11 protein-coding genes are annotated in these 12,236 nt (G+C 72.0%); 1 reads left to right on the forward strand and 10 read right to left on the reverse strand.

Annotation, left to right across the window (positions count from 1 at the left end):
- Nucleotides 1-59: 59 nt before the first annotated feature.
- Genes ACSNN8_RS02585 through ACSNN8_RS02600 form a run of 4 tightly spaced genes read right to left on the reverse strand, consistent with a single transcriptional unit; the run spans nt 60 to nt 6,516 of the window.
- Nucleotides 60-1,973, reverse strand: a complete 1,914-nt coding sequence (locus tag ACSNN8_RS02585) for an ABC transporter ATP-binding protein (RefSeq protein ID WP_436649375.1) — start codon at nt 1,971-1,973, stop codon at nt 60-62.
- A 2-nt stretch (nt 1,974-1,975) separates the two neighbouring features.
- Entirely contained in the window at nt 1,976-3,754 is a 1,779-nt protein-coding gene (locus ACSNN8_RS02590; protein ID WP_436646716.1) for an ABC transporter ATP-binding protein, read from the reverse strand.
- Between the two features lie 19 nt (nt 3,755-3,773).
- A complete protein-coding gene (locus tag ACSNN8_RS02595) occupies nt 3,774-4,997 on the reverse strand; it encodes an MFS transporter (RefSeq protein WP_436646718.1) in 1,224 nt (407 codons plus the stop codon).
- A gap of 25 nt (nt 4,998-5,022) precedes the next feature.
- The gene (locus ACSNN8_RS02600) at nt 5,023-6,516 is read right to left on the reverse strand and encodes an alpha/beta hydrolase (protein ID WP_436646720.1); all 1,494 of its coding nucleotides are present in this window, start codon (nt 6,514-6,516) and stop codon (nt 5,023-5,025) included.
- A 70-nt stretch (nt 6,517-6,586) separates the two neighbouring features.
- On the opposite strand from ACSNN8_RS02600, the gene ACSNN8_RS02605 reads away from it, so the two are divergent.
- Nucleotides 6,587-7,723: a PQQ-dependent sugar dehydrogenase gene (locus ACSNN8_RS02605; RefSeq protein ID WP_436646722.1), complete on the forward strand. Its 1,137-nt coding sequence runs from the start codon at nt 6,587-6,589 to the stop codon at nt 7,721-7,723.
- Here the strand turns inward: ACSNN8_RS02605 and ACSNN8_RS02610 are convergent.
- From ACSNN8_RS02610 to ACSNN8_RS02635, 6 genes are all read right to left on the reverse strand, one after another.
- Nucleotides 7,714-7,980 (reverse strand): hypothetical protein, encoded by a 267-nt coding sequence (locus ACSNN8_RS02610; protein ID WP_436646724.1) that lies wholly within the window; start codon nt 7,978-7,980, stop codon nt 7,714-7,716. The genes ACSNN8_RS02605 and ACSNN8_RS02610 overlap by 10 nt on opposite strands.
- Before the next feature lie 55 nt (nt 7,981-8,035).
- Nucleotides 8,036-8,290 carry a hypothetical protein gene (locus ACSNN8_RS02615; RefSeq protein ID WP_436646726.1) on the reverse strand — a complete coding sequence of 85 codons (255 nt, stop codon included), beginning with the start codon at nt 8,288-8,290 and terminating at the stop codon, nt 8,036-8,038.
- 88 nt (nt 8,291-8,378) lie between these two features.
- Complete coding sequence (locus ACSNN8_RS02620; protein ID WP_436646727.1) at nt 8,379-8,669, reverse strand: hypothetical protein; 291 nt, start codon at nt 8,667-8,669, stop codon at nt 8,379-8,381.
- Nucleotides 8,670-8,681: 12 nt separating this feature from the next.
- On the reverse strand, nt 8,682-10,352 hold the full coding sequence (locus ACSNN8_RS02625) for a sodium:solute symporter family protein (RefSeq protein WP_436646728.1): 1,671 nt from the start codon (nt 10,350-10,352) through the stop codon (nt 8,682-8,684).
- Nucleotides 10,353-10,443: 91 nt separating this feature from the next.
- Nucleotides 10,444-11,100 (reverse strand): HAD family hydrolase, encoded by a 657-nt coding sequence (locus tag ACSNN8_RS02630; protein WP_436646730.1) that lies wholly within the window; start codon nt 11,098-11,100, stop codon nt 10,444-10,446.
- Nucleotides 11,101-11,102: 2 nt separating this feature from the next.
- Nucleotides 11,103-11,975, reverse strand: a complete 873-nt coding sequence (locus ACSNN8_RS02635) for an LLM class F420-dependent oxidoreductase (protein ID WP_436646731.1) — start codon at nt 11,973-11,975, stop codon at nt 11,103-11,105.
- Between the last annotated feature and the right edge of the window lie 261 nt (nt 11,976-12,236).

Consider the following 12,236-nt stretch of genomic DNA (forward strand, 5'->3'; position numbering starts at 1 on the left):
GGAGGCGGCGAGCAGGGTTATCCACAGAGCCGTCTGTCTATTTCTGCCTACCAGATCCGTCAGGAATGCGCCGCCCAAGTCGCGAACATCCTCGCGTAGTGGCCCCCGGCGGCCACGAGCTCGTCGTGCGTGCCGGTCTCCACGATGCGGCGGTCGTCGACCACGATGATGCGGTCGGCGCGCATCGCGGTGGAGAGCCGGTGGGCGACCAGAATCGCGGTGCGCCCGTCGAGCAGGGCGTCCAGCGCGGCCTCGACGCGCAGCTCGGAGCGCAGGTCGAGGCTGGAGGTGGCCTCGTCGAGCACGACGACCCGCGGCTCGGCGAGGAACGCGCGCGCCAGGGCGAGCAGCTGCCGCTCGCCGGAGGACACCGACTGGCCGCGCTCGTGCAGCGGCGTGTCCAGGCCCTCGGGTGAGCGCTCGACCAGGTCGCGCAGGCCGACGGCGTCGACGGCGGCCCAGACCTGTGCGTCGGTGGCGGACGGGCGGGCGAACGCGATGTTGTCGCGCAGGGTGCCGGCGAACAGGAACGGCTCCTGCGGCACGACCCCGATCTGGGTGCGCAGGGAGCCGAGCGTGACGTCGCGCAGGTCGTGCCCGTCGATGAGGATGCGGCCCGACGTCGGGTCGTAGAAGCGGGTCACGAGCTTGGCCAGCGTCGACTTGCCGGCGCCGGTGGGGCCGACGCAGGCGACGGTCTCGCCGGGGGCGATGCGCAGGTTCAGAGAAGAGAGCACGGGCCGGTCGGGGAGGTAACCGAACGACACGTCGTCGAAGACGATCTCCCCGCGTACGGGCGGGAGGGTGACCGCCGCGGGCGACTGGGAGACCGTGGGCGGCGAGTCCAGCAGCCCGCGGATCTTGCTGATGGCGGCCTTGCCCTGCTGGTACTGGGTGTAGAGCTGCACGAGCTGCTGCACCGGCTGGAAGAACGAGTTGATGTAGAGCACGAACGCGGTGAGCTCGCCGATGGTCAGCGAGCCGCGCAGCACCATCCGGCCGCCGATCAGCAGCAGCACGGCCATCGCGACCAGCCCGATCACGGACGTGCCGGGACCGTAGACGGCGTTGATCCGGCCGGTGAAGTCGTTGGCGTCGCGGTAGCCGCCGACGACCTCGCGGTGGGCGACGACGTTGCGCTCCTGCCGGTTGTGCGCGGTGACCACGCGGACGCCGTTGAGGCTCTCGGCCAGGTCGGCGAACATCGCCGCGATGGCGTCGCGCTGGCGGTTGTAGCCGCGGTCGGCGGCGTGCCGGAACCACAGCGACGCGATCGTCAGCGGCGGCACGACCAGCGCCAGCGTGATCAGCGCGAGCGTCGCGTTGTAGTGGAACAGCACGCCGGTGACGACCACCATGGTCAGGCCCTGGATGAGGAACTGGGCGAAGCCGTCCTGCAGCAGGCTTTGCAGCGACTCCACGTCGGAGGTCATCCGGGTGAGCGTGACGCCGGCCTTCTCGCGGGTGTAGTAGTCGAGCGACATCCGCTGGAGGTGGGCGAAGATGCGGATGCGCAGGTCGCGGGTGGCGGCCGCGGCGAGCAGGCCGCTCTTGCGCATGCGGATCGCGGTGGCGAGCCCGGTGAGCAGCACGGCGGCGACGAAGCAGATCGTCGCCACGATCACCACGCGCAGGTTGCCGGCGGCGATGCCGTGGTCGATCCCGACCTGGACGAGGTACGGGCCGGCCTGCAGCAGCAGCGTCTCGACGAGGATCGCGATCGACGCGGCCGCGAGCAGCGCGGGGCGGCCCAGCAGCAGCCGGCTCAGCGAGATCTTGCGCCCCGCGTCGCCGGCCGGGTCGAACGAGACGCCGGGGTCGCCGTGGTCGGGCTCGTGCGATTCGAGCTTGGCGACGCCCTCGCGCAGGTCGTCGGGGATGCCCGCGAACGGCAGGCCGTTGCCCTTGCGGCCGGCGGCGCCCATGGTGGGGCGGCCGCCGACGTTGAAGCCGCCGAAGCCGCCGCCGAACATGCTCACTGCGCGACTCCCGCCGGGTCGGAGGTGACGGAAGCGGCCAGCACCTGGGCGTAGCGGGGCTCGCTCGCCAGCAGCGAGGCGTGCGTGCCGTCGGCGATCACGCGGCCGGCCTGCATCAGCACCACCCGGTCGGCCAGGCCGATCGTGGAGAGGCGGTGGGCGACGATCAGCGTGGTGCGGCCGCGCATCTGCTCGCGCAGCGAGGCGTGGATGCGCTGCTCGACGGTGACGTCGATGGCGCTGGTGGCGTCGTCGAGCACGAGGATCGGCGGGTTGACCAGCAGGGCCCGGGCGATCGCGACGCGCTGCCGCTGGCCGCCGCTGAGCGTGTAGCCGCGCTCCCCCACCACCGTGTCGTAGCCGTCGGGCAGCTCGCGGATGAACTCGTCGGCCCCGGCCGCGACCGCCGCGGCGACGACCTCCTCGCGGCCGGCGGCGGGTTTGCCGTACGCGATGTTGTCGTGGATGGAGAGCGAGAACAGGAACGGCTCGTCGGGCACGATGCCCACCTGCTCGCGCAGCGAGGCCAGCGACAGCGAGCGCACGTCGTGCCCGTCGATGGTCACCCGCCCGGCCGTGACGTCGTAGAACCGTGCCGCGAGCCGGCCCAGCGTGGACTTGCCCGAGCCGGTGCCGCCGACCACGGCCACCGTCTCCCCCGGCCGTACGCGCAGGTTCAGCCCGTCGAGGGCCACGGTGCCGTTGGGGTACGCGAACGTCACGTCCTCGAACGCGAGGTCGCCGCGCAGCGGCACGACCAGCGGGTCGGGCCCGTCCACGACGTCCGACGGCGTGTCGAGGATCTCGTAGATGCGCCGCGCCGAGGCCGAGGCGCGCTGGCCCATCATGATCATCATGCCGAGCATGCGGAACGGCGGCTGGAGCATCAGCACGTACGAGTTGAAGGCCACGATGGTGCCGACGGTGGTGTGCCCGTCGATCACCATGATGCCGCCGACCAGCAGCACCAGCGCGAGCCCGAGCCGGGGCAGGTTGTCCAGCAGCGGGTTCCAGCGGCTGCGGATCCGCGCGTCCTGGCGGTACGCCCACCGGATGCGGTCGGCGCTCTCGGCCAGCGCGCGCAGCTGGCGCCCCTCGGCCGCGAACGCCTTGACGATCCGTACGCCCTGGATGTTCTCGTCGACCACGGTGGCGAGGTGCGCGAGCCGGGCCTGGATCATCCACGACACCGGGAAGATCGCCTTGCGCATGCTGACGCCGAGCACCCCGATCACCGGCATGGTGACCATCGCGACGATCGCGAGCGGCACGTTGATCGACAGCATCAGCCCGAACGCGACGACCGCGATCAGGCACTGCACGAGGATCGACGGGCCGAACGACAGGTACATCTGCACGGCCCGGATGTCGGAGCCGGAGCGCGACATCAGCTCGCCGGTCTGCGCCCGGTCGTAGAAGCCGAACGGCATGCGGACCAGGTGGGTGTAGACGATGTTGCGCAGGTCGTACTCGAGCTCGTACGCGGTGCGCAGCAGGTACAGCCGGGCCAGGAAGTTGATCAGGCCCTGGACCAGCGCGAGGCCGACGATCCACCAGACGTACGTGCCGAGCTGCGCGGTCCGGTCCACGATCGCGCGGTCGATCCCGATCCGGACGAGGTTGGGGATCTGGACCTGCACGACGAGCCCGGCGAACGACAGCACCAGCGAGGTGACGAGCAGGGCGCGGTGGGCCTTGACCAGCGGCAGCGCCCGGCGCAACCAGCCCTTGCGGGCATCCGGATCGACGGCTGCCCGGGGTGCGCGGCGGGTCAACGGCGCCTCCTGACGAGATCTATTTAGCTTGGCTAACGATACTCCCCGCCGGAACGGGGGCGGGGGTGACGCGGCCCACCAGCACGACGGCGAGCGCGCCGAGCAGCTGGCAGAGCGCGATCGCGCCGAGCACGACCGCCGCGCCGGCCCCGGCGGCGAGCCCGGCCGCGGCCGCGCCGGCCGCCGCGGCGGTGACCTTGAGGCCGGCGCCGAGCGAGAACACCTGCGTACGGACCTCGGGCGGCGACTCCTGGTCGCGTACCGCGAAGACGGCCACCGACACCGGAGAGCCGAGGCCGCCGGCGAGCGCGAACAGCACGAGCGCGCCCGCGAGCGCGGACAGGGGCAGCCCGTCCCGGCCGCCGCCCGCGAACAGGACCAGCACCGCGAACGGCACCGCCGTGGCGCCGATGCAGAACGCCACCACGGCCTCGGGGCGCCACCGGCGGATCGGCCAGCGGGTGCAGGCCAGCGAGCCGATCAGCCCGCCGACCGCACCGGCCGACAGCACCCCGCCGGTCAGCGCGGGCCGGTGCAGCTGGGCCGCGAGCAGCGCGCCGACCAGCGGCAGCGCGCCGACGCCGGCCAGGCTGAACACGGTGCCGAGGGTGACCGCGCCCAGCCGCGGACGGCGCCACATCAGGGTCAGCGCGGCGAGCGGCGAGGCCAGCCGCCGCTCGTGCGCGCCGACCGGCAGCGGCAACGTGGTCACCAGCACGGCCGCCACCACCACGAGCGCGGCGAGCCCGACGGTCGACCAGGCGGCCCCGGCCAGCCCGGCGAGCACGGCGGCGAGCGCGGGGCCGGCGATCCCGGCCACGCTGTAGGTGGTCACGTCGAGCCCGAACGCGCGCTCGAGCCGGTCGGGCACGAGGTCGCCGAGCAGGCTGCTGAGCCCGCCGATGAGCAGCGGCGCGAAGCAGCCGGCGACCACCAGCACCAGCACGGCGCCCAGGGTGGACCGGCCGATCAGCAGCGCGGCGGCGCCCAGGCAGCAGGCGTACGCCAGGTAGGCCGCCGCGTAGAGCAGACGGCGCCGGCGTACGGCGTCGGCCACCGCGCCGACCAGCGGAGCGGCGAGCACGTGCGGCACCATCAGGGCGGCGATCAAGGCGCCGCCGAGCGCGGCGCTGCCCGTGCGCTCGAGCACGAGCAGCAGGATCGCGACCCGCGCGCCCTCGTCGGCCAGGCGGGCGCAGACGGCTACGCCCACGTACCGGGCGAGAACGAACGACGACGACATCGGTCGGACAGTTACCCATCCGGCGTCAGCCGACACCGAACGGCTCGGGGTCCACGGCCGGGCAGCGGGTGCCGGGGGCGACCGGGCGCAGCGTGAGCAGGTATCTGTCGACCGCCCCGGCGACGCACGGGCTCTTGCCGTAGACGACGTGGCCCCACCCGTCATACGTGAGCAGGCTCGCCGAGTGGCCCAGCCGGGCGGCGACCCGGCGCGCCCACGGATAGGCGGTGGCCGGGTCGTGCACGGCGTTGACCAGCAGCACCGGTCCGAGCCCGGGCGGCGGGTCCGGGTCCCGCTGCGGGTTGTCCGGCGGGGACGGCCAGCCCAGGCAGCCGGTCAGCGCGTTGAGCGCCAGCGGCGAGATCAGCATCTGCGGGGCACGCGCGGCCGAGGCCCGCAGCCGCCGCTGCAGGTCGGCGAAGCCGGTCAGCGGCAGGTGCCAGTCCTCGCAGAAGACCGCGGGGAAGCTGTGGTCCACGAGATCCACGGACGGCGGCGCGGTGGCGCGCCGGGCGGCGGCGGGCGTCGCCGCGGTCGCGGTCGCGTCGCGCAGGTAGTAGGCGAACGAGTACCACTGCGGGTCGTAGAACGCGGTGAACGCCGCCATGAGCAGGTTGGCGACCGTCAGCCTGCGCGGCGGGTCGTACGGGTTGACCAGCTGCCCGGCGCGGGCCCGGGCGATCGCGCCCGCCCACAGCCCGGGCAGGTCCCGCCCGCGCAGCACGCAGCGGGGGTCGCGGGCGCACCACTTCACGAACTCGCCGAACGCGTCCTGAGCGGCGTCGGTCTCCCGGGCCACGAAGTCGTCCAGGCCGGCGCCGTGGTCCATCACGCTGTCGAGCACGAGCGCGCGCAGCCGCTGCGGGTAGCTCTGGGCGTACTGGCGGCCGATCAGGGTCCCGTACGAGGCTCCGTAGAAGTTGACCTTCGTCTCGCCCAGGGCGGCGCGCACGGCGTCGAAGTCGCGCACGACGCTCCCGGTGTCGACGTGGCCGAACACCGGGCCGGTGCGGGCCGCGCAGTCGGCGGCGAGCCGGCGGTTGTGCGCGATCGTCGCCGCGTACTGCTGCTCCGAGGCGATCAGCGGGTCGGGCTTGGCGTCGACCAGATCGACCGAGCACAGCACCGGCGTGCTGCGGCCCACCCCGCGCGGGTCGACGCCGACGATGTCGAACCGCTCACGCACCTGCGCGCCGAAGAACGAGGGCGCGTTGAACGTGAAGTCGACCGCCGAGCCGCCCGGCCCGCCGGGGTTGACCATCAGCACGCCGAGGCGCCGGGCCGGGTCGGTGGCCCTGCGGCGCGCGATCGTCAGCAGGATCGTGGGGCCGGCCGGCTGCGCCCAGTCCGCGGGCACCCGCATGGCGCCGCACTGCACCTCGGCGTCCTCCGGGCACACCTTCCACGTGATGGACGCGGGCGTGCTCGCCCGCGCGGGCGCCACCCCGGACGTCAGCAGGGTGACGACCGTGAGCACCGCGGCCCGCAAGCGTCGCGTCGAAGCTCGCACCCGGCCCATCCTGGCGATGCAGGAAGTTCACAGGGGCGGGAATCGGGTCAAGTTCGCCGGGTCGTGGCACCGTGGACCGATGACCCCCGCCGCACGGACCCGTCTCGCCCTGGCCTCGGCCGGCGCCTTTCTGCTCGTCGCCTGCTCCGACGGCGAGGCCTCCACCCCCAGCGGCGAGACGTTCCCGGCGGCCGGGCCGTCTTCGGCGGCGCCGTCCTCGGCGGCGCCCTCCTCCGCCGCGCCCGTCCGGCTGCGCGAGCCGGACCTCGGCGATCCGCAGACGATCGTCCGGGGGCTCGAGGCGCCGTGGGGGCTGGCGTTCCTGCCCGACTCCTCCGCGCTGGTCAGCGAGCGCGACAGCGGCGACATCCTGCGGGTCCCGGCGGGCGGCGGCGACCCCGAGCGGGTCTACCAGGTCGACGGGGTCGACGCCGGTGGCGAGGGCGGCCTGCTGGGCATCGCGGTCGACCCCGACTACGAGCAGGACAAATACGTGTACGCCTACTACACCGCGTCCGGCGACAACCGGATCATCCGGTTCACGCTGTCCGGCGGCAGCCCCCGGGTGATCCTCGACGGGATCGGCAAGGCCCGCATCCACAACGGCGGCCGGCTCGCGTTCGGCCCGGACGGGTACCTCTACGCCGGCACGGGCGACGCGGGCAACGGCAGCGAGTCACAGGACCGCGACGACGTCAACGGCAAGATCCTGCGGATCACCCGCGACGGCGAGCCGGCCCCCGGCAACCCGTTCGACGGCTCGCCGGTCTGGTCCATGGGCCACCGCAACGTGCAGGGCCTCGCCTGGGGGCCCGACAAGAAGATGTACGGCATCGAGTTCGGCCAGAACACGTGGGACGAGGTGAACGTCATCCAGCCCGGCAGGAACTACGGCTGGCCCGAGGTGGAGGGCAAGGGCGGCGACGACCGGTACGTCGATCCGCTCGTGCAGTGGAGCACCGACGAGGCCTCCCCCTCGGGCGCGGCGGTCGCCGGCGACACGCTCTACGTGGCCGGCCTGCGCGGCGAGCGGCTGTGGACCGTTCCGCTCGGCGGCGGCGCGCCCCGGGCGGTGCTGAGCGGCGAGTACGGGCGGCTGCGAACCGTCGCCGTCGCCCCGGACGGCGCCCTGTGGCTGACCACGTCCAACACCGACGGCCGCGGCGAGAGGCGCGACGGCGACGACCGCATCCTGCGCTTCCCCGCTCAGAAGTAGGGCGCGAGCAGCCCGTTGAGCTCGTCGTCGGTGAGGCCGCCGGCCACGCCCAGCCCCTGCCACCGGATGGTGTCCATCGCGATGCGGATCGGCACCCCGTAACCCGTCACGAGGCCGACCACCAGCAAACTCTCGGGCAGTCCGGCGGGCTGCCGGTCGCGCACCGCGCCGAGGATCTCGGCCGGGGTGCCACCGCCGCGCGCGAGCTCCCGCGCGAGCACGGTCCACGGCGGCGCGTCCGGATGGGGGACTCTCACGATCACCTCGGCGACGACAGCGGCCCGGCCCCTTCGCGGGACCGGGCCGGATCACTCACTTGTTGTTGTTGGGCGGCAGCTCGGGGAGGGCCGAGATCGCCGCGGCGTACCTGACGAGCTGGCGGCCGTTGGGCACGACGCCGACGGCGCGGAGCTGGTCGTGCAGGGCCTGCACGACCTGGTCCTCGTCGCGGCCCCGATGGGTCTGCATGACCTTGTTCACGACGTAGTCGACTCGGATCTGCTGTTGCCAACCGGCGGTACGGTAACCGCCCGACCTGGCGTTGCTGATGGGGGCGATGGCTTCCATGCCGGGTCCATCGGTCGCCGGGGCCCGCGGGTCAAAGAGTGCGGAGGCGGTGCAACCCGATGACAACCGGGTCGCACCGCCTCGGACATCAGTGCGCCGGGGGACGGTCGTCGTCGAGCTCGGCCGGGTCCGGCGGCTTGGGCGGGTTGAGCCGCAGCCAGAGCAGCATCAGCAGGCCCAGCGCCAGCATGGCGAGGCCCATCCAGAGGTTGATGCGCACCCCTTGGGCCTTGTCGATCTCGGCCTGGCTGTCGAACAGGCCCAGCAGCGTGACGATCACGCCGTAGACCACGAACAGGCCACCGATGACCCGCCGTACGTCGAACAGCCGTGCCGCCGCCGACAGTTTCTTCTCGTCGATCTGGTCGTTGTCTGCCATGATCGCGCCTCCTTACCAGACCGGGATGTAGAGCAGGACGGCCAGCACGACCGCGACCGAGCCGAGCAGGACGGGGTTGCGCCACCAGACCTTCTCGCCCGAGATGATGACCTCGCCGCTGGTGGAGCTGCCGCCGAGGCCGTAGACGAGCCCGCGCAGCTCGTCGTCGGGCTTCGACGGGGTGAAGAAGGTGACCACGACCGCCACCAGCACCGCCGTCACGAAGGCGACGCCGGCGCCCCAGAAGCTCTGCTCGAGCGCGGAGTTGAACGTGACCGCGTCGGTCAGGTAGAGCACGTAGAGCGTCAGCGAGGCGAGGAAGCCCAGCACCAGCGACCAGAAGCCGGCCCACGGGGTCATCCGCTTCCAGAACATGCCGACGATGAACGTGGCGAACAGCGGCGCGTTGAACAGCGAGAACAGCTGCTGGATGTACTCCATGATGTTGCCGTAGCCGGAGGCGATGAACGCGGTGCCGATGCCGATGACGACGCCGCCGATCGTGGCGTACCGGCCGATCCGCAGGTAGTACGCGTCGTCGCGGTCCTTGCGGATGTAGGCCTGCCAGATGTCGTACGTGAAGACGGTGTTGAAGCCGCTGACGTTGGCGGCCATGCCGGCCATGAACGAGGCGAGCAGGCCGGTGACCGCGACGCCGAGCACGCCGTTGGGCAGCAGGTCGCGCATCAGCAGCGGGATCGCGTTGTTGTAGGTCAGGTCGCCCTCGTCGGCGCCCAGCCCCTTGACCGTCACGATGGCGATCAGGCCGGGGATGACGGTCACGGCCGGGATCAGCAGCTTCGGGAACGCCGCGATGATCGGCGTACGGCGGGCCGCGCTCATGTCCTTGGCCGAGAGCGCACGCTGCACCTCGGCGAAGTTGGTGGTCCAGTAGCCGAACGACAGCACGAAGCCCAGGCCGAACAGGATGCCGATCCAGTTGGCGCCGAGCGGGTTGTCGCTGCTGCCGGTGTTCGACCACGTGTGCAGCGCGGCGTCGCCGAGCGGGCCGCTGCGCACCGCGTCGAACAGCCCGTCGATGCCGCCGACCTTGACCAGGCCGACGATCGTGACCGGGATGAGGCCGGCCAGGATCACGAAGAACTGCAGCACCTCGTTGTAGATGGCCGAGGAGAGGCCGCCGATCGTGATGTAGGTCAGCACGATCGCGGCGCCGACGAGGATCGAGACCCACAGCTCCCAGCCGAGGAGCGCGTCGAGGATCAGCGCGAGCGCGAAGAGGTTGACGCCGGCGATCAGCACCTGCGCCACCGCGAAGCTGATCGCGTTGAAGATGTGGGTCGGCCGGTTGAAGCGCCGGCGCAGGAACTCGGGGACGCTGCGCACCTTGGAGCCGTAGTAGAACGGCATCATCACGATGCCGAGGAAGACCATGGCCGGCACCGCGCCGACCCAGTAGTAGTGCAGCGTCAGCAGCCCGTACTGGGCGCCGTTCGCGGCCATGCCGAGGATCTCGAGCGCGCCGAGGTTGGCCGACACGAAGGCCAGGCCGGTGACCCAGGCCGGCAGCGAACGTCCGGAGAGGAAGAAGTCCGCGCTGGTGGCGATCGCTCTTCGGGCGGCGAAGCCCACCCCCAGGACGGTGGCGAAATAGAGAACGAGGATCAGGTAGTCGAACAGGTCGAGATCGAGCCGTAGCCCGCTCTCCGCGGCAAGCACCACAGGCCACCTCCAAGGGGAAAGTCGCCCGGCGATCTACCCGACTCGAAGATCTTTCACACCTGAATGTGTCCGCGACGTTACACAGTCACGCTCAGCGGAGACCTTCGATGCGCTCCGGAGTCAGCTCGGACACGCTCGTCACCACCAGGGACGCCTGCGCCAGCGCGTCCGCGGCGGGCGGATAGACGCCGTGCGGCACCGCGATCACCGCGAGCCCGGCCGCGGCCGCCGCGCGCAGCCCGTTGCTCGAGTCCTCGACCGCGGCGCACACGGCCGGGCTGAGGCCGAGCTTCTCGACGGCGGCCAGGTAGACGTCGGGGGCGGGCTTGCCGCGCGGCATCTCCTCGGTGGACAGCGTGACCCGGAACGCGTCGGTCAGCCCGGCGGTCTCGAGCACCTGGTCGATCAGGATGCGGGCCGAGGAGCTGGCCAGCCCCAGCGGGAAGCGGGCGCCGAGACGGCGTACGGTCTCGACCGCCCCCGGGATCAGCGGGAGCGTCGTGCGGTAGCGCTCGGCCATCCGGCCCAGCACGTCGGCGGCGACCTGCTCGGGCGTGCGCGGTACGCCCACCTCGGTGGCCAGGTGCCCGGACCACTCCGGGGTGCTCATCCCCATCATCCGGTCCTGGCTGTCGGGCAGGAACGCCCGGCCGTGCTCGGCGACGTACGCCCGCCGCACCTGCTCCCAGACCTCCTCGGTGTCGATGATGACGCCGTCCAGGTCGAAGACCACCGCCTCGATGCCCATGCTCAGAACGCCTCCGCCGCCGGGACGATCTCCTTGGCGAAGATCTCGAACTGCCGGGTGTCCCACGCGTTGCGCAGCCCGCCGTGCCCGACCGTGAAGCCCAGTTCGTGCAGCCGGCGCAGCCCCTCGACGGTCTCGCCGACCCGCTCGCCCTTCTCGCCCAGGTCGAAGTTGTAGAGCACCGTCTTCTCGATCTCGTCGTAGTCGCGGCCGACGTCGTCGCAGTGCTGCTTGAGCACGTCGAGCTTGTGCTGCACGTCGGGACCCGGGAACAGGTTGCACGCGTCGGCGTACTGCGCGACCAGCCGCAGCGTCTTCTTCTCGCCGCCACCGCCGATCAGGATCGGCAGGTGCGGCCGGCTCAGCGGCTGCGGGCTGTTGAGCGTGCGGGTCAGCGTGTAGTGCCGGCCCTCGAACGCGGTCTCGTCGCCCGCGAACATCTGCTTGCAGACGCGCAGCGCCTCCTCGAGCCGCTCGAACCGCTCCTTGGTGGGCGGGAACGGCAGGCCGAGGCCCCGCGACTCCTCCTCGTTCCACGCCGCGCCGATGCCCAGCATCGCGCGGCCGCCGCTGAGCACGTCGAGCGTGGTGACCGCCTTGGCCAGCAGGCCGGGCTCGCGGTAGACGACACCCGTAACCAGCGTGAGCAGCTTCGCGTTCTTCGTGTGTGCGGCCAGGAAGCCGAGGGTCGTGTAGGCCTCGAGCATGTCCTGCTCCGGCGGGCCGATGACCCCGATCTGCCAGAGGTGGTCCATCACGCTGATGCGCTCGAAGCCGGCCTCGTCGGCCGAGGACGCGATGTCGGCGAGCACGGCGCCGAGCCGGGGCGCGCCCTCGGGCCAGGTGAAGTTGGAGATGTGCAGGCCGAGTCTCACGAGTCGTTCCTCCCCGGGTCGCTTGTCACCGGGACATACCCCGCAACGGCTCCGACCCTACCCCTAAACCCCCATCCTTGTACGCAGCGTGAGGACCGACCGGCGGGGTCGGACGGTCCGCGAAGACGATCTCCCTCCACCGTTCCGGCGAGTTGCCGTCCGGTTGCCGACCGGTAGTTTTCTCGATCAGGATCCACCCTGAGGAGCACCGCCATGCCTCCTTCGCCGCTTCCCGCCGCGACGAGCCACCGCAGAACGCTG

This window comes from Actinoplanes sp. URMC 104 (assembly GCF_051386375.1).
Taxonomy (GTDB): domain Bacteria; phylum Actinomycetota; class Actinomycetes; order Mycobacteriales; family Micromonosporaceae; genus Actinoplanes.

Coding starts and splice junctions, on each gene's coding strand:
- ACSNN8_RS02600 (WP_436646720.1), bottom strand. CDS start 6,516: ATGGGCCGGGTGCGAGCTTCGACGCGACGCTTGCGGGCCGCGGTGCTC.
- ACSNN8_RS02620 (WP_436646727.1), bottom strand. CDS start 8,669: ATGGCAGACAACGACCAGATCGACGAGAAGAAACTGTCGGCGGCGGCA.
- ACSNN8_RS02595 (WP_436646718.1), bottom strand. CDS start 4,997: ATGTCGTCGTCGTTCGTTCTCGCCCGGTACGTGGGCGTAGCCGTCTGC.
- ACSNN8_RS02615 (WP_436646726.1), bottom strand. CDS start 8,290: ATGGAAGCCATCGCCCCCATCAGCAACGCCAGGTCGGGCGGTTACCGT.
- ACSNN8_RS02605 (WP_436646722.1), top strand. CDS start 6,587: ATGACCCCCGCCGCACGGACCCGTCTCGCCCTGGCCTCGGCCGGCGCC.
- ACSNN8_RS02630 (WP_436646730.1), bottom strand. CDS start 11,100: ATGGGCATCGAGGCGGTGGTCTTCGACCTGGACGGCGTCATCATCGAC.
- ACSNN8_RS02585 (WP_436649375.1), bottom strand. CDS start 1,973: ATGTTCGGCGGCGGCTTCGGCGGCTTCAACGTCGGCGGCCGCCCCACC.